General features: G+C 61.4%; 18 protein-coding genes and 1 tRNA gene. 9 read left to right on the forward strand and 10 right to left on the reverse strand.

The window, feature by feature from the left end; all coding sequences use genetic code 11:
• Positions 1–430 precede the first annotated feature (430 nt).
• A tRNA-Met gene (locus BO1_RS08885) sits at positions 431–507 on the forward strand.
• Positions 508–955: 448 nt separating this feature from the next.
• Positions 956–1,339: a hypothetical protein gene (locus tag BO1_RS08890; protein WP_028217265.1), complete on the forward strand. Its 384-nt coding sequence runs from the start codon at positions 956–958 to the stop codon at positions 1,337–1,339.
• Positions 1,340–1,508: 169 nt separating this feature from the next.
• Here the strand turns inward: BO1_RS08890 and BO1_RS50220 are convergent, their stop codons facing one another.
• The 5 genes from BO1_RS50220 to BO1_RS08920 form a co-directional block, all read right to left on the reverse strand.
• Positions 1,509–2,195, reverse strand: a complete 687-nt coding sequence (locus tag BO1_RS50220; protein ID WP_043284231.1) for a response regulator transcription factor — start codon at positions 2,193–2,195, stop codon at positions 1,509–1,511.
• Between the two features lie 312 nt (positions 2,196–2,507).
• Positions 2,508–3,140: a response regulator gene (locus BO1_RS08900; protein WP_028217266.1), complete on the reverse strand. Its 633-nt coding sequence runs from the start codon at positions 3,138–3,140 to the stop codon at positions 2,508–2,510.
• Positions 3,137–5,149, reverse strand: a complete 2,013-nt coding sequence (locus BO1_RS50225; protein WP_043284235.1) for a hybrid sensor histidine kinase/response regulator — start codon at positions 5,147–5,149, stop codon at positions 3,137–3,139. The genes BO1_RS08900 and BO1_RS50225 overlap by 4 nt, the downstream gene beginning before the upstream one ends.
• Before the next feature lie 14 nt (positions 5,150–5,163).
• Entirely contained in the window at positions 5,164–7,497 is a 2,334-nt protein-coding gene (locus tag BO1_RS56255) for an ATP-binding protein (RefSeq protein ID WP_245643744.1), read from the reverse strand.
• Between the two features lie 186 nt (positions 7,498–7,683).
• Positions 7,684–8,913, reverse strand: a complete 1,230-nt coding sequence (locus BO1_RS08920; protein ID WP_028217268.1) for an ABC transporter substrate-binding protein — start codon at positions 8,911–8,913, stop codon at positions 7,684–7,686.
• Positions 8,914–9,279: 366 nt separating this feature from the next.
• Between BO1_RS08920 and BO1_RS08925 the strand changes: the two genes are divergently transcribed.
• Together BO1_RS08925 and BO1_RS08930 are read left to right on the forward strand one after the other, a co-directional pair.
• The gene (locus BO1_RS08925; protein WP_281179167.1) at positions 9,280–10,686 is read left to right on the forward strand and encodes a sugar porter family MFS transporter; all 1,407 of its coding nucleotides are present in this window, start codon (positions 9,280–9,282) and stop codon (positions 10,684–10,686) included.
• A gap of 12 nt (positions 10,687–10,698) precedes the next feature.
• Positions 10,699–12,042, forward strand: a complete 1,344-nt coding sequence (locus BO1_RS08930) for a sensor histidine kinase (RefSeq protein WP_028217270.1) — start codon at positions 10,699–10,701, stop codon at positions 12,040–12,042.
• A 28-nt stretch (positions 12,043–12,070) separates the two neighbouring features.
• Here BO1_RS08930 and BO1_RS50235 read toward each other — a convergent pair whose 3' ends face one another.
• On the reverse strand, positions 12,071–12,463 hold the full coding sequence (locus BO1_RS50235) for a DUF3564 family protein (protein ID WP_043284238.1): 393 nt from the start codon (positions 12,461–12,463) through the stop codon (positions 12,071–12,073).
• A 406-nt stretch (positions 12,464–12,869) separates the two neighbouring features.
• Positions 12,870–13,583, reverse strand: a complete 714-nt coding sequence (locus BO1_RS50240) for a response regulator (protein ID WP_043284241.1) — start codon at positions 13,581–13,583, stop codon at positions 12,870–12,872.
• Between the two features lie 215 nt (positions 13,584–13,798).
• Here BO1_RS50240 and BO1_RS50245 point away from each other — a divergent pair, with 215 nt between their 5' ends.
• From BO1_RS50245 to BO1_RS58905, 5 genes are all read left to right on the forward strand, one after another.
• The gene (locus BO1_RS50245; protein ID WP_043284243.1) at positions 13,799–15,151 is read left to right on the forward strand and encodes a sensor histidine kinase; all 1,353 of its coding nucleotides are present in this window, start codon (positions 13,799–13,801) and stop codon (positions 15,149–15,151) included.
• A gap of 99 nt (positions 15,152–15,250) precedes the next feature.
• A complete protein-coding gene (locus BO1_RS50250) occupies positions 15,251–15,436 on the forward strand; it encodes a DUF3563 family protein (RefSeq protein ID WP_043284245.1) in 186 nt (61 codons plus the stop codon).
• A 74-nt stretch (positions 15,437–15,510) separates the two neighbouring features.
• Positions 15,511–16,059, forward strand: coding sequence for a YMGG-like glycine zipper-containing protein (locus BO1_RS08955; RefSeq protein WP_084687853.1), 549 nt, complete (start codon positions 15,511–15,513; stop codon positions 16,057–16,059).
• Positions 16,060–16,285: 226 nt separating this feature from the next.
• A complete protein-coding gene (locus BO1_RS08960; protein ID WP_028217272.1) occupies positions 16,286–16,798 on the forward strand; it encodes a universal stress protein in 513 nt (170 codons plus the stop codon).
• Positions 16,799–16,874: 76 nt separating this feature from the next.
• Positions 16,875–17,066, forward strand: coding sequence for a hypothetical protein (locus BO1_RS58905; RefSeq protein WP_156992182.1), 192 nt, complete (start codon positions 16,875–16,877; stop codon positions 17,064–17,066).
• A gap of 154 nt (positions 17,067–17,220) precedes the next feature.
• Here BO1_RS58905 and BO1_RS50255 read toward each other — a convergent pair whose 3' ends face one another.
• The 3 genes from BO1_RS50255 to BO1_RS08970 form a co-directional block, all read right to left on the reverse strand.
• Complete coding sequence (locus tag BO1_RS50255) at positions 17,221–18,555, reverse strand: SGNH/GDSL hydrolase family protein (protein WP_052409402.1); 1,335 nt, start codon at positions 18,553–18,555, stop codon at positions 17,221–17,223.
• Positions 18,556–18,598: 43 nt separating this feature from the next.
• Entirely contained in the window at positions 18,599–18,880 is a 282-nt protein-coding gene (locus tag BO1_RS57235; RefSeq protein WP_084687837.1) for a GCG_CRPN prefix-to-repeats domain-containing protein, read from the reverse strand.
• Between the two features lie 115 nt (positions 18,881–18,995).
• Positions 18,996–20,120: an FUSC family protein gene (locus BO1_RS08970; protein ID WP_028217273.1), complete on the reverse strand. Its 1,125-nt coding sequence runs from the start codon at positions 20,118–20,120 to the stop codon at positions 18,996–18,998.
• Between the last annotated feature and the right edge of the window lie 236 nt (positions 20,121–20,356).

The raw sequence follows: 20,356 nt of genomic DNA on the forward strand, positions 1-20,356 counted from the left end.
TTAAAAACACCGTTTAATTTCGCTGTCTTTTTCGCGCCCCTCATCAGAAGGGAGGCGAATTATGCAGGCCCGCGAACCTCGCGTCAAGAGTATTTAGAATATTTATTTCCGCGCTACCGCACGCTCCTGTTCGGGCGCTCAAATGACCGGTGACCGAAGGTGGCGACTCCGCCCAACAAACAATCATCAACGGCCGCACAGACCACCATGCTGCTCAGCGCACATTGCTGCCCAGCAGCATGCGACCTGCTGCGCCGCAGCCCCATCGAAGAACCGCTCGCCATCGCCGATAGGTCCGGGGCTTTTTGCTTGCAGCAGAAACGTCGACCACATGGCGCCCGTTGACGTGTTCGACAAACCACTCGGCGTCCGGCGTTATCGTCCGATGGCTTCGTTTGACGCGCCGCCTCGGTGCGGCTACAATTCGCTCCGCGGGGTGGAGCAGTCTGGCAGCTCGTCGGGCTCATAACCCGAAGGTCGCAGGTTCAAATCCTGCCCCCGCAACCAACATCGAAGCCCGCTCAGCGAAAACAAGCGGGCTTTTTCTTTTGGAGCAGCCGCGCGTGACGCCTGGCTGAGCTGGCCTATAAAGGCCGATCCGCTGCTCGCCGCAGATCTCGGCACCAGGGCGCAAGCGCAGCGAGCACCAAGCCCCGGCGCTTGGCGGCCGGGGCTTTCTCTTTCCGCAGACAGAGAGAAACCGCAGCGCGAGTCTGCGAAAATCCATGACCGTTCCCCGCAGCCTCAATTTTGTCTGCGTGCTGCACCATAGCAATCCGTCGTGCCAATTGGATGCCTCTATTTTCCGATTCAAAGACGGGCACGGAGAATCGGCATCGGCCGGTCTCCCCCCTCATCGTGGCTAATCGTAACGCGCTCAGGTACAGTAACAATGCCGATGGCTGGCCGTCGGCGGACATGCCAGGATTTCTTTCAAACAACTCCGGAGAATGCTATGCCGTTCATCTGCGAAAACGTTGAATGTCGTGCCGTGCTGGCTCGCGGGCAGGTCAGACCCAGTTACGAGGACGACGGTTGGTGCTTCTACTGTCCAGACTGCAAAGTCAGAAACGAGTTGAAAGATATCAGCGTACCTGGTAGTCCTGTTGAATTGGCTCAGCCAGAAAGATCCGATCTTCCTCACAAGGTGGTAGCGACTGCACGACCATTGGAGGACGGCAGATACGCAGCGCAATTGCGCGTTCAGAGGGCACTTGGTGTGAAAGGAACCTACGCGGTCGAAGAGCACTGGGAGCAACTCGGTGTATTCCTCGACGCGCAGGAGGCCGTAGCGCATGCGAAGTCTTTCGCAACCGACCTGCTGGAGCGAAAGGCCTAGTCGCGAGTGGCGCGCTGGATTGCGCCATCCGTAACAGTGCGCGGATCTTTACGGGAGGACCACGATCGTAGATCCGCGCAACAACTTGGTGCTGCACAATTTGTGACGCCGTTTTCGCTTTTCATCGACCCCGTTCAGTCTGCAATTCACGAACGACAGTACGTTGACGTTAACTTCCAGCACATGCGGTAGCGCACTCGTCGCGCGTCAGCGTCCAGCCGATACCGCGGACGTTGCGAATGAGCGACTGCCCGTATTTCTTGCGCATCGAATGGATCAATACGTCGAGTGAATTGCTTTCCACTTCTTTGCCCCAGCCATAAAGCCGGTCTTCGAGTTGCCTGCGAGTCAGTATCACGCCGCGCCGTTCCAGAAGAGCATGCATCAACGCGAACTCTCGCGCCGAAAGTGGCGATTCAACACCATTGCGGCATAGCGTGCGCTTATCCAGATCAAGACCCAGCGATTCGTCGCCGATGCGCGAGGTTGCATATCCCGCTGTGCGCCGCACCACGGCTCGAATGCGGGCGAGCACGACGCGGACATCAATGGGTTTGACAACGCAATCATCGGCGCCGACATCGAGACCGTGCACCAGCGTGTCTGGATCATCGTGCCCGCAGAGAAGCAGTACGGGTACTTTGTTGCCGGCGGAACGCGACGCCTTCAACAAGTCTATGCCACGAATATCCGGGAGGCAGTGATTGAGCAGCACCACCGCGTAATAGGCCGCTCCAATGGCGGCGCTCCCCGCTCTGCCGTCGCGCACCCAGTCGACACGGTAGTGTGCATTCTTTAATGCACGAAACAGGTCATTCCCAATGTGAAAATCGTTTTCTATAAGCAATGTCCGCATGATTCCCTCTGTGCCTTGCCGTAGGCGCTTGCACAACCACCTCTCAGGCGCCCTTGCGATTTAATGCGCAAATGATTAAATGAATCTATTTCCACCTTCAAAATCGATAAATTCCCATCCATTCATCTAACGCTGACGCCATACCATTCCCACGCCAGTCTGGGCAAGAACGCCTCCGTCATGGGCCAGATCGCCTGCGTACCGCCTCAAGAAGTCATCTTAGTGCTTTAGCTGCCGGCTTCATGTCGGGGAAAGTGGATTGCATGCTCGGAAATAGCTGGTTCTCGTGTCAGGATTTCCCTGGGATTTATTTCATTCTGTAATCAGACGGTGCCTGATCGCGTAGCGGATCAATTCGGCGTTGTTGGCAAGTCCGAGCTTTTGCATAAGACGCATTTTGTGCGTGCTGATGGTCTTCGCGCTCAGAACGAAGGTCTCGGCGATATCATTGATGCTCTTGCCCTGCGCCAGCAGTTGCAGCACCTGGAATTCCCGGTCCGAGAGAATCTCATGGGGGGGAACGTCGGCGGAATGCGGCTCGAAGACAACCGCATCGACCAGTTGCGGATCGATGAACCGCCCGCCGTTGGCAACCTTGCGGATTGCGGCGACAAGAATTTCGGGATCGCTGTCCTTGGTCACGTAGCCGGCAGCACCGGCGCGCAGCGCGCGCGCCACGACCTGGGTTTCGTTGTGCATGCTGAGCACCAGGATGGGGAGCGCCGGGTGTTCGGCACGCAGGTGCCGTATCAGGTCGATACCGCTGATGCCGGGCATCGTCATGTCGAGCAACACCAGGTCCACTTGGCACGTGCGCAGCTTGCTGATCACCTCGGAACCTTGGGCGGCTTCACCAGCGACAACAATATCCATGGTCGTCGCAACGATCTTTCCCAATCCACCGCGCACGATAGCGTGGTCGTCTGCAATGAGGATCTTGATCATTGGTCTTGTTCGCCGACGAGCGGGACATGAATCGAAACCACCGTTCCTGCTCCGGGCGCGCTGTCGATCTGTAGCGACCCGCCGATGAGTCGCGCACGTTCGCTCATACCGAGCAACCCGTATGAATAGCCTTTGCGCGCCGCTGCCGGATCGAAACCGCAACCGTCGTCACTGACCGTGAGATCGAACGCTGTTGCGCTGCTATTGAGCATCACGTCCGCTCTTGACGCCCCTGCGTGGCGAGCGACATTGGTCAGCGACGCCTGCACGATACGAAATACGGCCGTCGCATGGGCGTCCGGTAAAACAGGCTCGCTGCCCTGGATGCGCAGACGGCAGGGAACGCGATCGCGCTGACCGAAATCATCGACGAGCCACTCGAGCGCCGACACGATGCCGAAATTGAGCGCAGCGGGCCTCAAATGGCTCGCGACGTTGCGTACCATCCAGATGGTCTTTTCAACGAGCTCGCGCATGTCGTCCACCTTCTTTGCAACGTCAGGACAGTCCACGAAACGTCGCTTGAGCAGCGATACATCCATTTTCAGGGCGGTCAGCAGCTGGCCTAGTTCGTCGTGGATTTCCATCGCAATACGCTTCCTTTCTTCTTCGCGAATGGCCTCCATGTAAGCAGACAGTTCGCGTAGCTGCTCGCGCGACTCGAACAGTTCGTGCTCGATGCGCTTGCGTTCCGTAATATCCTGGATGGTGCCGACCAGGCTCAATGGCTGCCCTGCTTTTGCGCGAGTGGTCTCAGCATGAATCTGGACAATGCGCACCGCACCGTCGGCTCCCCTCACACGGTGATCGAGATCTCGCGGCTTACGGTCAGCCATCAACGCCCGCGTTGTCTGCCGCACCAACGCCCGGTCATCGGGATGCACCGCTCTGAGAAAGGTTCGGTAGCCCGGCTTTGATGCTGCCGGGTTCAGCTTGAGAATCCGGTACATCTCGTCGGACCAATGGGTCATGCCGTGCACCGCATCCCACTCCCAGTCGCCTAGCTGGGCGAGCCGCTGCGCATTCGCGAGACGCGCTTCGCTCCCTCGCAACTTTTCCTCAGCGTGTTTGCGTGCGGTCACGTCGTTAAAGCCGACGTAGATAGCCGGTATGCCGGCAAAGGTCGCCACGCGTGCAGTGACCGTCGCCCAGAACGTGCTGCCTCCGGGTCTCCGGAAATGGACCTCGGTATTGCGGAAGTTCCCATGCTCGCGCAGTCGTTGCACCAGTCTGTCGCGCCCCGTCGGATCCACATAGAGGTCCGTCATTTTCGCGCCGTCGTCTGGCCGCGTGAGGCCAAACAGCCGGCAGAAAGGCCGGTTCCCATAGAGAATTCTGCCGTCCTCCACCGAGGTGATGCTCAGCGGCACCGGGCTCGCCTCGACAATGGCGCGAAACCGCGCCTCGCTCGATAGCAACTCCGCCTGGGCCAGCCTGCGCTCCTCGATCTCCAGACGCAGGCTCGCATTCGCTCGAGCGAGTTCTGCGGTGCGTTGTGCGACCTGCACTTCGAGTTCGTCGCGCGCCCGCGAGAGCGCAGCTTCAGCGCGCTGACGCACGGCCACCTCGTTCGACAGCAGCCTGTTCTGAACGATGAGTTGCTTGTGCATCGTCCGCAATGTCAGATGGGTGTCGATGCGCGCCATCATTTCGGCAATCTGGACAGGCTTCGTCAAGTAGTCCACGCCGCCTGCGGAGAAGCCTTCCAGCATATCGTCGGTATCGGTGAGTGCGGTCATGAAAATCACCGATATGTCGCGCGTCTGTTCCTGCATCTTGAGTCGCCGGCAGGTCTCGAAACCGTCGATGCCTGGCATCCTGACGTCGAGCAGGATCAGGTCCGGTTGAGAAAATCGCGCGCGTTCAAGTGCCTCCGCACCATCGAGGGCGACGAGCACGCTGAAGCCCCTGTCAACCAGACCGTCGACCACTACGCCGAGGTTGGCGGGCGTGTCGTCTACGATGAGGATCGCTGGCTGTTCGGTTGCGTTGACTGATACCTCGTTCATGACACCGCCCGCGCTTAGAGAAACTGCTCCACAAGGACGAGAATGGCTTTCGACTGGTAACCCTTTGCCAGCGTTCGGAGTTTTGTCGTCAATGGCCCGTAGCGCGGGTCGAGCGCCGCAACGCGATCAGCCCACAGCACGATTTCATGCATGTTGCCGAGACGCGCGAGCCGATACAAACGATCCATCTCCTGGGCCGGCGCGGCGATAAGCGGGCCGTCCACCTCCTCCGGTTGCGGGGGATGCGCTGGCGGCACGGCATAAGTCCACTCCAGTTTCAACAACGTGGAGATCTGTGCAAGCAGGCGATCGACGACGATGGGTTTGGGAAGAAACGCATTCGCACCGGCCGCGAGACTCTCGTTCTCGTCACTGCCGGAAGCGCTCGCGGACACCGCAATAATCGGCACGTCCGAGAAGGCAGGCGATTGCCGCAACCAGCGTGTGGTCTCGAGGCCATCCATCTCCGGCATCACGATATCGGTAAGAATCAACGCCGGCCGCTCGTTTTGCACCTTGGCAATCCCTTCGCGGCCGGTCCCCGCCTCCGCGGTCTCGAAACCGAGCCCGCCCAGCAGTTCAGCGAGGACGCCGCGATTGGCCGGCACGTCGTCGATGATCAGCACCTTTCTACGAGCGCCCTCGTAGCCGGTCACGCTCCGCGTAGCCGGTGTGAGCGGCGTGCAGGACGGCACCGCGGCGGAGGGAGCCAGGTCAAACCAGAAGGCGCTACCCTGTCCGACCCGGCTATCGGTGCGGATCTCGCTTCCCATCGCACGCACCAGTTGCCGGCTGATCGCCAGTCCAAGCCCGGTGCCGGCGGCACGGCGCTCTCGTTCCCCTAGCTGCTCGAACGGCTCGAATACCCGTTCCAGCTTGTCGGTGGGAATGCCGCGTCCCGAGTCGCGAACATCGAAGCGCACGGCGCCCGAAGCGAGACGCGTAACATGCAGGCTCACACTGCCCTGATCGGTGAACTTGACCGCATTCGCCAGAAGATTCAGCAGCACCTGCCGCAGCCTTCGTTCGTCCGCACGAACCCCCGCCGGCACATCGGGCGCGATTTCGCAGACGAATTTGAGTTGCTTCTGCTCCGCCTTCAAGTCGATCATCTCGCGAACCATTTCGACGAGGCTTCGCAGCGGCACATCGACCACCTCCAGAGGCAGCTTGCCCGCTTCGATCCGGGCCAGATCGAGCGTGTCATTGATCAGCGCCAGCAGATGCTCGCCGCTGCGCTGTATCACCCCCACGCCTTCGCGTTGCTGTTGACTCAGCGTACTGTCGCGCTGCAGGATCTGCGCATAGCCGAGGATGCCATTGAGCGGCGTCCGCAATTCGTGGTTCATGTTGGCAATGAACGCCCCCTTGGCACGGTTCGCCGCGTCGGCCTGTGCCTCGGCGCGGGTTCGCAGCTCGATCTGTTTGACCAGGCGCCATCCGAAGACGCTGACCACGATAACCAGAAAGAGAGCCGCACCGGAATGCCAGAGCGTATCGCGCCACCAATCTGCGAGGATCTCGTCCCTGGAAAGCGCGGTTGATATAAAAAGCGGGTAATTCTTGAGCCGACGATAGCTGTAGAACCGGGTTACACCGTCGTCCGGCGACTTGATTAAAACCATGCCGACGGGCCCTTGCGACGCATACGACCGGAACAGCGGCGTGCTCACCACGCTTTCACCGATCAACCTGTTGTCGAATGGACGGCGGACCATCAGGACACCGCTTTCCGAGACCAGTTCAACAACGCCTTCCTCACCGATCGTCAGGGTGCGGAAGTAATCCTTGAAAAAATCTATATCGATCGTGACCAATACCACACCGCCGAAAGTGCTATCGGCATGGTTGACTCGCCGCGAGATCGGAATAATCCACTTGCCTGTCAAACGGCTTATCGCGGGCACGCCGATATGCGTATCCGTGTCGGCGTGAGTGCGATGGAAAGCGAAAGCATCGTGACCAAAGCCATCGAGATGCTGCGGCGATGCCTGTCGTGCATCGACGATGCATGTGCCCTCGTCATCGTATACAAACATGTCGTCGAGTTGTGAAAGCTCCTGCATTCGCGCCCTCATAAAGCTATGCAATCGCGTGATGGCGGCAGGGCTGATTCGGTCATACTCAATTCGGTCGACGACGTCGACCAAAGTCGTATCGGCTTCCTTGATCGTGTCATTGGCTTGTTGTGCTGTCGCGCGCGCGAGGTTCGCTGTCGTGATCTTCATTTCGTGTAACTTGGCCGAACGCGCATTCCAGCTCTGCCAGCTATCGATAGAGATCAAACAGATGCAGACCACGACCACAAAGGCGATGGCTCGAACAATGATGGACGGTCGCTTCAGCACGCGCCCTCCCCTGTAAACGCTTAAGCATCAATTTTCTTGAAATTGGAGAATCAGGAGGCTAGCCCGGCGTTATACGTCTACACGCCAATCCTAGCGCTTCGGCTAGCCTCCCGCAGTCAGGAAGGCCGGATAAGCTGCCAGGGAAATGCTTCCATGAACGTCAGGAAATCCTTAGCCTGCACCCCTTCATAGCGCACTGGCAAAGGCTCTTTGCGCATCGTCCGCGGACTGGCTGCTGTTCCAGAAATGGGCGATCACGCCCAGCAAGGCATCGTTCATGTCGGGCGGCATGAGCAGTTCCGCGTTTGGCAACAGGCGCGACCTATCCCTCATGATCGCGATGCCTTCTCTCGCGCAAATATCGAGGCTCGAATCGTCAACGTCCGAACGGATCGGAATCGAGCCCTTCTTCGCGCTGAATGCGACTTGAGCCTGCGGTGAGGTGATGACCGTCGCCAGCAATTGTTGCGCTTTGATCGCACCGGGGTCATCCGTCTTGGGGAACACGAACACATCACCGCCGACGATATACGGTGCACGCGGCCCGAGGCCCGGAAAGCAACCGAAGTCCTTGCCCGCTGTCTGTTTCACCACCGAGAACTCGCCCTTGGCCCAGTCGCCCATGATCTGAACGCCGGCCCGGCCGGAAATCAGCAACGCTGTGGCGTCATTCCAGTTGCGCGTTTGCGAATCCGGATCGATGTAAGCGTGCAGGCGCTTGAATGAGGCAAGGACATCTTTAAACGCGACGGAGTTCACGGCATTCAGATTGTGATCACGGTACACCTTCAGGTACAAGTCAGGGCCGCCGACGTCGGCCAGGATTGCGTCGAAGACGATCTTCTCCTGCCATGGCTGAGCGCCAATCGCGAGCGGAATCATGCCCGCAGCCTTGAGCCTGTCGAGATCGGCCACGAACTCGGCGAAGGTCGTCGGCTCGGTCCTGATGCCCGCTTTCTGGAATGCCGGTTTCGAGTAGAAAAACCACACCGGCATGTGAATGTCGACCGGGGCTGCATAGAAATGACCCTCGACCTTGATGCTGTCAAGAATGGCGGAAGGCAGTATCTTGTCCCAGTTCTCCCTGATGGCCACCTGGTCAACGTTGTTCAGCAAGCCCTGATCGATAATGTCGTGGAATTGCTTCGACATATTGAACTGCGCGGCGGTTGGCGGATCTCCGTCCACGATCAGATTGATCGCCGTGGACCGCGCCAGGTACGGGTCCGGCACCGCCTTGTCGATCCATTGCCCACCGGCCCTGTCATAGGCCGCTGCGAACTGCCTGACTGCCGCCGCTTCGCCCTTGGACGTCCACCAGTGAATCACAGTGGCTTTGAGGGGTTCGGCGCTCTCCACGCCTGCTGCGGTCAGCGCCAGCAGCACGGCAGCCGTGATGATACCTGCACGCTTCATGGTCAACTGGTTCGGTAAGTCAGCCTATCCTCTGGGTCCGCAAAACCCACGCGCAGGATGGGCCGCTCGAGCGCCACGCCAGGCCGCAACCCTTTCTTCTTTATAGTCGAGTTCGCTGATTCCTCGACTGCCTTCGACGCGAAGACACACTTCATCTACGCCCCCCGGCGCCGGCGACAACGCCAGGTTAGCCAGAGTCGATCCGTTTTACCAGCAACACTTAATTACTTCATTCCCCGAACTAAATTAAAGCTAACTCTCGGCGCTGACAATGGGTCAATGGCGGATAAGCCCACGCAATCCCATACCCGCGTGTCATGACGACGACCTCCGCCCCGCTGAAACACCTCTATCAGGAGATCCCTTGTGAGTTCCATCACCACGCCGACGACCGGCGGATTCTCTGGCGCAAACCGCTACGCCATCTTCGTCTCTCTCATGGCCGCGCTGGCGGGCCTGCTCTTCGGCCTCGATATCGGCGTGATCTCCGGTGCGCTGCCTTTCATCGCCAGGCACTTCACACTCAATGACCGCGTGCAGGAATGGGTCGTCAGCTCCATGATGGTTGGCGCAGCGGTTGGCGCGCTCGGTTCCGGCTGGCTGTCCTGGCACCTCGGTCGGCGCTCCACGCTCGGCTTGGCGGCGCTGTTATTCATTGGCGGGTCAATCTGGTGCGCACTGGCGCCGAGTCCCGAACAGCTGATCTTCGCGCGGTTGTTGCTCGGCGTCGCGGTGGGTGTCGCGTCGTTCACCGCGCCGCTGTACCTGTCCGAGATCGCACCCCGGCATGTGCGCGGCGCGATGATCTCGACCTATCAACTGATGATTACGGTGGGCATTCTCGCGGCCTTCCTGTCGAACATCGGACTGTCGTACATCGCCGACTGGCGGTGGATGCTCGGCGTCATCGCGATTCCCGCCATGGTCTTCCTGCTCGGCGTCGTCGCGTTGCCCGATAGTCCGCGCTGGCTGCTCCAGCGCAACAGGACGCAGGAAGCACGCGCTATCCTGCAGCGCCTGTGTGACGACCCTGCCGAGGTCGAGACCGAGATGCGCGACATCGAGGAGCAGAGCAAACAACCCAAACAGGGCTGGAGTCTGCTGATGGCGAATTCAAACTTCCGCCGCTCGGTGTTGCTGGGCGCCGTGCTGCAGATCTTCCAGCAGCTCACCGGCATCAACGTGGTGATGTACTACGCGCCGCGCATCTTCGCACTGGCGGGCTTCGCGACGCATGAGCAGCAGCTCTGGGCCACGGTCATCGTCGGGCTCGTCAACGTGCTCGCCACCTTCGGCGCCATTGCGATGGTCGACCGCTGGGGCCGCAAGCCCATTCTCTATGCAGGGTGCGCCGTGATGGCCGTGGGGATGGGCGCGCTGGCCGTGCTGCTCCACCAGGGTATCGATGGCACCGTGGTCCAGATGACGGCCGTCGCCTCGCTGCTCTTGTTCATCGCAGGCTTTGCCGTTTCCGCAGGCCCGCTCGTGTGGATCCTCTGCTCCGAGATACAGCCGCAACAGGGCCGCGATTTCGGCATTGCCGTGTCGACGTTCGTGAACTGGGCCGCCAACATCGTGGTGGCCGCGACCTTCCTCAGCCTGCTCTCTGCAATCGGCGAATCGCACACGTTCTTTCTGTACGCAATCCTGAACGTGGTGTTCGGCGTGGTCGTGCTGCTTTATGTCCCCGAGACGCGCGGCGTGTCGCTCGAGACGCTCGGACGCAATCTCATGTCGGGCAAACGCCTGCGCGATCTCGGCCGGAATCGCTGATCGGCCAACAGCATGAAATCGCTGAAGAACCAAATTACTGTGGCGTTGATCGCGCTCGTCGCAATCGTCGGCGTTGTCGATTCGCTTGCCTCCTACTGGCTCTCACGCAGGCAGATCGGCGCGCTGCTGGACGTGCACTTGCAGGGGGCGGCGGTCTGGATGGCGGCGGGCAAGGTCGGCGCGATCGGCGCAAGCGGTCCGCCGCAACACTCGGTCGACGGCTTCGTTGGGCAAATCTGGAAGCGGGGCCTCGAACAGCCGACCGACGACACCGACCCCGAAGTGCTCTTCGATCGCGCCGCGCCTGAGGGGTATTCGGTCGAGCGCATCGGCGGGAATCTCTACCGCATCTACACGTTGAGAAAGAACGACGGTGAGCTGACGTACCAGGTCGGCCAACCGATTGCCTTCCGCGAACAGACGGCAGGGCGTACCGCGCTGCAGAGCCTCGCTCCCGCGTTCATCCTGATCCCGCTCGTGTTGCTCGCCATCCCGCTAATCGTCAACCGCGCGTTCGCATCGCTCGTGCATGCCGGTGCGCAGGCCGAGTCCGTGGGCATCGGCCGCCTGAAGCCGCTCGACATCCCGGACGTGCCCGCCGAAGTGCGGCCGTTCACGGATTCGATCAATCGAATGATTACCCGGCTTCGGAGCGGTATCGAAGCGGAGAAGCGATTCATCGCCGATGCCGCCCATGAGCTGCGCACGCCTGTCACCGCGATGCAGCTTCGTGTCGACAATCTGGCGAGGGCGCCCGACGAGTCGGCGCGGGCCGAGCGGATGACCGAGCTGCGCGAGGCGATCGCACGCGCGTCGACGATGATCCGGCAGCTTCTCTCGCTCGCGCGCGCCGATGCGCAACTCGATCAGGCGTCAACCGAAGGCGTGGATTTGCACGGGCTGATTCAGAAGCTCGTCGTGGACATTCTGCCCGTCGCGCAGGCACGCTCGATCGATCTGGGTGCGGGACGTTTCGAGGCCGCCAAGGTCCGGGCGCGCGAGGGCGACCTGCGCATGGCCGTGCGCAACCTGCTCGAGAACGCACTGCGCTATACGCCGGCTGGCGGTGCCGTCGACATCGACGTTTACCCAAGCGGCGCCGACGTCGTGGTGCGCGTCACCGATAGCGGTCCGGGCATTCCGGAGGCTTCGCTGGAACGCGTGTTCGACCGGTTTTACCGGCTACATGCAGCGGATTCCGATGGCAGCGGACTGGGGCTCTCGATCGTCAAATCCGTCGTCAGGAAATACCATGGAACGATTTCGCTGCAAAACCGCAGCGACGGCCACAGCGGCCTGATTGCAACGATCGTGCTGCCGACGCAGCATAACGGCACGGCGCTCGACGCCCGATGACGACCCGACTCGCCCTCTTCGACGGGGCTCAATGCCTCCGTGAGCGCAGTTCGCGGTGGCCGGCGAACAGGGCGTCTGCGGCGCATATCGACTCGCGATCGACCGCCTGAAGGCGCCAGTAGCCCGGCGTCTGCGTCTGCGCCTGCAACACGCTGGACGGCCAGATGACTTGCCCGTGCGTTGCGCTGACCTCCTGCCGTCGCGTCACGATGAGGCCGCTAATCGTGCATAGCGGCCGGTCGCTCGCCGGAGCGCAGAGCACGATCTGGCCATCGGACTCCTGAATCTCGCCCCAGGTCGGCAGGTCCACGCCTTGATGCGATTCACGCGACCAGCGCTTTTGCCGGGTGTCGAGCCATACGAGGGCAAAGTGGGGATTGGCGGTCCGCTCGGGACTATTGATGAGGATGGTCAGTCGCATGGATGACTCCAGTGAGGGCTACCTTGGGGCGAATCGCAGGCAGGGAATAGTCTACAGGAATGTAAGGCTATTGAAAGATAATATTGAGGCGCTCACGCGCTCGCCGCCTGCGTGCCCATGCCATGTTCGGATGCGCAAATTAGTAGAAGGTTAGCCGGCTGTTGGAGCGCTCACTCCCCCGTCTCGTTCGGACAGCCACGGCTCGATGTCTCGCGTCGGCGCAATCGGTGCCGGTGGCGAATAGCGGATCCACATAGCGTGCGTCGTCCCGCGCCACGGATTGACAATCCACGAACGATTACAAACATTCGGATGCCGAACCATCTGGCAAGCCGATCAAGCGGAGCCGGGTTCGATCATGTTTCCAGCGGCGGCAGTCGACGCCGCTGGAAACGCGCGAACACTGTCATTCGCGCGCCTCACATCCATCGGCCGGCGGCAGGTCCGATTGCTCGTCGCGGGCGGCCACGTCGATGGTCCAGCCGAAGCCCCGAATATTCCGTATCACGTCGTGCCCGAATTTCTTGCGCACGCCGTGAATGAGCACGGCCACCGCATTGCTCTCGACTTCTTCACCCCAGCCATACAGCCGGTCCTCGAGCTGTGCGCGTGAGAGGATCATGCCGGGACGCTCGAGCAGTGCCGCCATGAGCGAAAACTCCCGCGCGGACAGCCCTTCGCGATGCCCCTTGAAGCAGAGTTCGCGCGTATCGAGATTCAGGCTCAACGTTTCATCGCCGAGCACCGAGACGGCTGAGCCGGCGTGGCGGCGCATCACCGCGCGGATGCGCGCCAGCAGCTCGGAAGTGTTGAACGGCTTGAGCAGGTAATCGTCGGCGCCGATGTCGAGGCCGCGAATGCGGGTCTCGATGTTGTCGCGAGCCGTCACAATGAGGACCGGCGTGGTGCAGGCGCGCCCTCGCGCGGTGGCTAAAACGTCGATGCCGTCCGAGCCTGGCAGACCGAGGTCCAGCAGTACGATCGAATAGGCGTTGCCCACCATGGCCTCCTTGGCCTGCGCGCCGTCCCGGATCCAGTCCACGCTGTAGCCGGCGTCTTTCAATGCGCGCATCAAGCCTTGGCCGATATCGATGTCGTCTTCAACGATGAGGATTCGCATGGTCAGTCATCCGCATGAATGGGCCGCTCCAACACAGACGTCGGTCGCCGGTGCACGCGCGATTGTGATCCAACGAAGCGGGCAAAAGCAAGCGCGGGATTGCGCCAGGCGATGACGAATCGTCCCCGTAATCTGATATCGTTGGCGCACGAGCGAGCGCTGGCGGCGCGGCTTCGGGCTGCTGACCGCCACCGGCCACTGCGGGGCGAACCGTCATGCGCATCAAAACCAGGTCTCTGAGCACCCAGCTGATCGTCTCGCTGGGTCTGCTGCTCTCCATCTTCGGAATCATGCAAGGCGTGAGCTCCTACCGGCTCGCCCTCGTAGGCGTGGATGCCCTGCTGGACGATCGGCTCTCGACCGTTGCAGCGCGCATACGCGACGTGTACGAGGCCGCCATTCCGCACCGCTCCAACGGCTCGGGCAACGCCGACGATATCGTCGTCGTCGTTTGGACTGCAGAACACAAGTCACCCGCCCGTACCACCGATAGCGCCGTCGTGTTCGACCGCAATTCACCCACGGGTTTCTCGCAGCAATTCGCTGCACACGAGGCATGGCGCGTCTATACGCTCGTCACCTATGACGAGGTCATTCAGGTTGGCCAACGGATTTCGGTGCGGGTACGCATGGCGCAAGACAGCGCGGCACGCGCGCTGATGCCCATTTACGTGCTGATTCCAGCCGTGTGGATTGCAGTGTACATTTGCGTGCGCCGCGCGTTCCGGGTGCTCGACCGGCTCGGGCGCCGCGCCCAGGCCATCGATTCGGCGCACCTCGTGGCCCTGCCGGACGAAGGCCTCCCCGTCGAGCTGCTGCCGTTCGTCAGCTCGATCAATCGCATGATCCAGCGGCTCGACGAATCGATGCGGCTCGAGCGCGATTTCATTTCCGATGCCGCACACGAGCTGCGTACCCCGCTCACGGCGCTGAAATTGCAGGCAGACAATCTGCAGGGCGACATCGCTCCGCAAAACCGCGAGCGCTTCCAGGCACTCCGGCGTGGCATCGAACGCACGAGCACACTCGTTGAGCAGCTGTTGCAGCTTGCGCGCGCGGATGCGCAGATGACGTCGACGCCACCTGCTGCGCTCGAGCTCACGGCGCTCGTGGCTTCGGTCGTCTCCGAGCTGCTGCCCATCGCCAACCAGAAGCGTATCGACATCGGCGCAAGCGAATTGACGCCCGCGCGCATTTGCGCAACCGAGCCGGACCTGCACGCCGTGGTCAAGAACCTGGTCGGCAACGCGCTGCGCTATACGCCCGCCGGCGGCTCGATCGATTTGCGCGTGCTCGCCGCCGATGGCTATGCGCGCATCGAAATTGCGGACACCGGACCCGGCATTCCCGAAGACGCGCTTCCTCGTGTATTCGACCGGTTCTATCGAGTGAACCATGGGGTCGAGGGAAGCGGTCTCGGGCTTGCGATCGTACGCGCGATCGTCACACGCTACAGCGGTCGCGTGACGCTCGAGAATCGCCATGACGGCGTGACGGGGCTGCGTGCCGTAGTGGAAATCCCCCTGCTCGCCGAGGACGGCGTGCGCTGCGCCGAAGCGACCGGCTAACTCACGCCTAATTCTGATTGACGAAGATGCTTCTCAACGACGGCCCCACGTCGGCGTAAGACACGGCCTCCAGCCGTGTCCCGTTCAAGGAGAACCATCATGTTCGCAATGCTCATTAGCAAGCTCGAAGCGTACTTCGCCATCGAGGGAGACAAACGACGCGACGCCTACCTCGCGTCATCGGCGGATCTCGCGGAACTCGAGCGCCGAAGCCGGTATTTCGACACTAACCACAATCCGTTTGCGCATTACTACCACGACGAGCACACCGACTCGCGACGTTGACGCGACGGGAGATCACTCAGGCCTAATTTTCCAGCATCAGAATGCTATCCGTGCACTTACTGGATACCCTCATCATGAAATCCTCACGAAGCGCCTGTCTCACCCTGGCGGCCTGCCTGGCAGCCGTCGCCCTCGGCGGGTGCGCCGTCATTCCGCCAACGGGCCCAAGCGTGGTCGCATTGCCGCCGAATGGCAAGCCGCTAGACGAGTTCCGGCAGGAGGACTATGCATGCAGGGATTACGCCTTTCGCACGGACAGCGCCAACCCGCCGCTGGCAAGCCACGATGGGCTGGGCAGTACGGTAATCGGCACGGCAGGCGGCGCGGCAGCGGGAGCGCTCCTGGGGGCTGCGGCGGGCGATGCCGGTGTTGGCGCGGCGATCGGAGCCGGGGCGGGCTTGCTGCTCGGGAGCGCCGTGGGCGCCAATAACGCGCAGGCGAGTTCTGCGAGTATGCAGGCCAGCTACGATGCGGCTTACTCGCAATGCATGGCGTCAAAGGGCAATCAGATTACGCAGCCCGCCGTCTATGCCACCGCGCCCGCGTATGCGCCACCACCCGTCGTGGCTCCGGCGCCCGTTGTCTATGGCTATCCTCGCCCGTTCGGTTACTGGGCGTACTAAGGGCACGCCCGGTGGCCTGCCGGGCAGCATCAGTGGTCGAACCGGCCAGACTGCCAGCGACTGACCCGGACTGACGTGGCGCCAGTTGCCCGGCATGTCCCGGATGTGCCGCCGCGCGTATGCGCTGAATAATCCCGCGCTAACTCGACCGCTTCAAGATGAAAACGCGATCCAGGAAAAGCTAACCGCTATTCCTGCTGTCCTCTTCATTATCCGAGGCCTTGAAATGTCCAATATCATCGTTGTTGCAATCAGCCCGAATCCGACCGACGCCTTCCTTGCGTCGGCGCTCGACGTCGCCAGACATTGCGATGCACGCATTGTCGCTGTGCATATCGTCGACTTGATGCCCTGCTTTTTGGGGGCCGACTTCGACTATGGCCTGATCGTGGGTGCCATGGAAGAAGGCGGCCAGACGACGCTGGCTGACGCAATGCGGATACTGGAGAGCAATGGACGCGGCGTTGAAGCGCAGCTGTTGACGTCATCGCTGTCCGGCTCGACGCTCGGCCGCCAGATAGCTGAAGTCTGTGAAGCAAGGGGTGCTGCGCGCGTTCTCCTCGGAAAGCGCAAAGCGAGCTGGTGGCGCTTCATGAACGAAGACGTCGCCGCTTCCGTGCGCCAGCACACGAGCACACCCGTGCACATCATCGGCAAAGCGCGCTCCGCGCCCACCAGTCAACGCCCGCTCCCACAGGCCGTGCCCACCGGGCGGAGCGCTCCGAAGCCACAGCCGTAAGCACCATCGATCAGGATGAATTCGCTGACGTCGTGCACTCACGTTCTTCCCTTCCCTTATCTAATGGACGGCACAAATGAATTTCCACCCTTCTCTGTTTGATTTTCTTGCCATCGGCGGCTGCATGTTCGCAATCTCAGTCTGGGCTGCACTACTGAGCGAGAAAATCGACCTTTACCTGACTGGCTCGAAATCCCCGCGGCCTTCGTTTGCCGTGCCCCGCGAGAACGCCAGTCAGGCTGAACTTGTTCGCCGCACCACACGCTAGCAAGACGCCGCTCAAAGGGCAAGCGTCGCAATCGACAGCCCTGAGCGGCTTCGGTTGCGACGCTTGCCCTTTGAGCGCCGCGCAAGAGACTGTCTGGCGAAATCGATAACGTGCGGTGCGCTCCGAACGACTTCAACGGCAAGCGCAACGAGCGCTAGCTCGCTTGAGCGTTGCGCTGGCCGGCCACCATAAAGCGCTGGCGCACGAATGCGGCCACCTGATCCGCGAGGATGCGATGGGTCCGTGTGGTGGGATGCAGGATGTCCCAGAAGACAAACGAGTCCGGGTCCTTGCATGCTGGCCGCGGCGCATGTCGCTCCATGAAATTGGACATGCCGGTGCGATTGATATCGAGGCATGACTCCGCGCTATTCTGAAAACCATACGCGCCCGGGTCGTCGAACAGGCGGGTAAAGAGTGCATGGGTGTCGAAGAGCTGGATGTTCAGTTTGGCGCCGTATTGCTGCCGCAGTGAATCAACCATGCTCACCAGTCCGCGATTGATCGCCTGCACCTTGGTCGCCACATCGCCGGAGCCGCGCTTGAGCTTGAAGATCGGCGCCCGGGACACGTCGGGCAGATTCAGCACAAGAATATTTCTCGCACCGCCATCGATCAGGATACCGATGGTTTCGCGCTCCTTCGCGAGAATGCTCTCCACGGGCGTACCGAAGAAGATCAGATCATTGCCGCCAACCAGCACAGTGAACAGTGTCCGCCCCGGATCGTACGATGGGTCGTCGCGCGTGGCGCGCCGCCATTGACGCGACTGCGATAACACGCCGGGAATTTCGGCCCAGGGCAACACGCGGCGATCCGACACGCCCACGCCACCCACCGCCCAGTCGTACAGCGGGACCTGTAGATCGCCTGCGAGATACTCCACCCAGTTCCGGCCGTTCGTGAAACGGCCTGCATACCAGGAATCGTTGTTCGGTATCTGCCGGCGAGATGCGTTATACAGATTGTGAGTGTCGGACAGGCTGTCGCCGAACGCCACCACGCGATCGATACTGTTGCCCGGTGTGCTGGGGCCGGTGCTCCACGCAACGTAGTCAAATGCCAGTGCGGTGTTTCCCGCCGAATACATGACGAGGCCCGCGGCAATACCGCGGTGCTCGAGGGTCTGTTCGCAAAGCGAGCGCAGTTCACCCTGAGACTCGTCCGTATAGAACAGCGCTTGCCAATGATACTGATGCCCGCCGTGCCATTCGCCCGGCAGCCGATGGAACCAGCCGGTACGCGGGTCTACCGCCCAGACGTAGCGGACGTCGAGATGGAATGGATCGCTGGACTTCCTGAAGTAGCAACGCACGTACGTCGTGCTGCGCTGCGCGAGCGCTGGATGGGTGCCAATGCGAACGACCGCTTCCGTCTTGCCAGACTGGCCGCCGCCATCGTTTGAAGTGGCGGCACTACAGCAACCGGCACCGAGCATTGCAGCGAAGCCTGTGAGCGCAATCAGCCGGTTAAACCTGTTCGTGAACATGCTACCGATGCCTTCGAATCATGCCACTGCAACGGCCCAAAGCTTATTGCCAGCTGCCATTGGGCAAACGGCCGTGATAAGGCGTATCCCGGCAGTGTCCCCACGGACCCGGCCAGTAGCCCGGAGGGCAGGCATAGGCGGACACAGCCGGCGCCTGATAGATCACCGCGCGCGGCGCGACATAAACCGGACCCGCAAAGTGGCAATGACCCCACGGACCGCGCCAGCCGCCAGGGCCACACCCTTGCGCGGCATACGCGGTTCCAGCCGACAGGGTAGTGGCCGCGAGCGCGGCGACAGCCAATACAGTGCGAAACTTGATCATGATAGTCCTCTCGTTTTTGGGTTCCATGGCGCATCGATTCGTTTGCCACGGTGCTCATGATCGAGCAGCAAAGTTAGCGGAGGATGAGCAAGGGCGCTTGCGAAAGACGGTGTATTCATGCGCAAGCGGCAAACAGACGGCGCCATGCGAGCATCACGCAGCCGAGCACGGAGATGCCGCCCGCCACGCCCCCAAATCGAACCGCAGCGGCGGCAGGGTCGACGGACCACGCGTTGTCCTGCACGAAAACCAGCAGAAAGGCGATCGTGAACTGGCGCCCAACGTAACTCGCACCCTGCTGCCCTGTTTGCAGATGGCAACCTGCCCAGACGCCGGCCGAAAGCGCAGGCAGATACGCCATCTCGTGGCCACGCACCAGCGGCAATAGCACGATGCCCACGGCCCCGGCAAGCAGCGCGCCGATCATCCGCTGCAGCATCTTTTCGACGATCGCCTTTTCGGAGCGCATCAGCTGCGAAGACGGAAGAATGAGCACGGCAATGATCGTGACGAGTGCTTGCGGCAAAGCCTGAAACTTCAGCATGTAAGCGAACGCCGCGACGATCACGACAGCAAGGGCGGCCTGCCCAGCCATCGCCGCACGCTCCCGGCGCAAAGGCTCAAGCGGTGGCTGCGGCGTTGCATGAGGAGCCCCAGAAGCCGCATCGGTCGGCGCCGGACTGCGGCGCCACCGAGCGCCGATGTGAAAGATGGCCGCTACCAGCACCGATACGCCCACACCGACGCATACGTCGATCACCCGCAGCGCCGCAAACTGAGCGGTCGGGCCCAGCGCATGCAGTTCGTGGGCCTCGTAGACCACCATGACCGCTGTAACGCCCCCGAGCACCCATCCATACGAAGCACGGCTCGCGTTCGCGCGAAAAACCGTGATTGCGGTAATGGCTCCGAGAAGCGGCACGAATAACCATGGTCGCTCTCCGATCCAGGGTCCCATCAGCACGCCCGTCGCAGCGCCCAGCACTGTCCCCAGCACACGGTGCATCGCCCGCTCGGCGGACGAGGCGAAGTTCGCCTGCATGACAGCAAACCCGCTAATGGCCGCCCACCATACGTCGGGCAGCTTTAGCGCGTGGGCAAGCGCCACCGAGAGGCCAACGGAAATCGTCGCCTGGACGCCGAAGAGCGCGCGCGTGCTTGACGGTTTCCATGCGGCGCATTCGCGGCCCAGTGCGAGAACAGCATCGCGGACAATGTGCACAATCAACGTGTCAGACATAGCGTTCCATCGCATCTCGACTTTCGCAGCCGCTCCACTCGTCAAACCGGTCTGCCGTTTTCTATGTGAAATGCGGTGCAGACCGGCCATCCACGTCGGGCGGCGCATCTATCCTCGCGTAAAACGCGCCACGCAGCAAACGCCCGGTGCTACCTGCATGCTGTATACGGTGTGATGGATGCCGCAGGCATCGGAGAAGAGCACGAGGCCGCGGTCCTGGTGTTCGCCAAAGGCCT

Origin of the sequence: Paraburkholderia oxyphila NBRC 105797, assembly GCF_000685075.1 — a bacterium.
Classification (GTDB): domain Bacteria; phylum Pseudomonadota; class Gammaproteobacteria; order Burkholderiales; family Burkholderiaceae; genus Paraburkholderia; species Paraburkholderia oxyphila.

Excerpts from the sequence above, each read along its gene's own strand:
- BO1_RS50225 (WP_043284235.1), bottom strand. The coding sequence starts at position 5,149 with ATGAACGAGGTATCAGTCAACGCAACCGAACAGCCAGCGATCCTCATC.
- BO1_RS50255 (WP_052409402.1), bottom strand. The coding sequence starts at position 18,555 with ATGTTCACGAACAGGTTTAACCGGCTGATTGCGCTCACAGGCTTCGCT.
- BO1_RS08955 (WP_084687853.1), top strand. The coding sequence starts at position 15,511 with ATGAAATCCTCACGAAGCGCCTGTCTCACCCTGGCGGCCTGCCTGGCA.
- BO1_RS50245 (WP_043284243.1), top strand. The coding sequence starts at position 13,799 with ATGCGCATCAAAACCAGGTCTCTGAGCACCCAGCTGATCGTCTCGCTG.
- BO1_RS08920 (WP_028217268.1), bottom strand. The coding sequence starts at position 8,913 with ATGAAGCGTGCAGGTATCATCACGGCTGCCGTGCTGCTGGCGCTGACC.
- BO1_RS08900 (WP_028217266.1), bottom strand. The coding sequence starts at position 3,140 with ATGATCAAGATCCTCATTGCAGACGACCACGCTATCGTGCGCGGTGGA.
- BO1_RS08960 (WP_028217272.1), top strand. The coding sequence starts at position 16,286 with ATGTCCAATATCATCGTTGTTGCAATCAGCCCGAATCCGACCGACGCC.
- BO1_RS08970 (WP_028217273.1), bottom strand. The coding sequence starts at position 20,120 with ATGTCTGACACGTTGATTGTGCACATTGTCCGCGATGCTGTTCTCGCA.
- BO1_RS57235 (WP_084687837.1), bottom strand. The coding sequence starts at position 18,880 with ATGATCAAGTTTCGCACTGTATTGGCTGTCGCCGCGCTCGCGGCCACT.
- BO1_RS50250 (WP_043284245.1), top strand. The coding sequence starts at position 15,251 with ATGTTCGCAATGCTCATTAGCAAGCTCGAAGCGTACTTCGCCATCGAG.
- BO1_RS58905 (WP_156992182.1), top strand. The coding sequence starts at position 16,875 with ATGAATTTCCACCCTTCTCTGTTTGATTTTCTTGCCATCGGCGGCTGC.
- BO1_RS50235 (WP_043284238.1), bottom strand. The coding sequence starts at position 12,463 with ATGCGACTGACCATCCTCATCAATAGTCCCGAGCGGACCGCCAATCCC.
- BO1_RS08930 (WP_028217270.1), top strand. The coding sequence starts at position 10,699 with ATGAAATCGCTGAAGAACCAAATTACTGTGGCGTTGATCGCGCTCGTC.
- BO1_RS08890 (WP_028217265.1), top strand. The coding sequence starts at position 956 with ATGCCGTTCATCTGCGAAAACGTTGAATGTCGTGCCGTGCTGGCTCGC.
- BO1_RS50240 (WP_043284241.1), bottom strand. The coding sequence starts at position 13,583 with ATGCGAATCCTCATCGTTGAAGACGACATCGATATCGGCCAAGGCTTG.
- BO1_RS50220 (WP_043284231.1), bottom strand. The coding sequence starts at position 2,195 with ATGCGGACATTGCTTATAGAAAACGATTTTCACATTGGGAATGACCTG.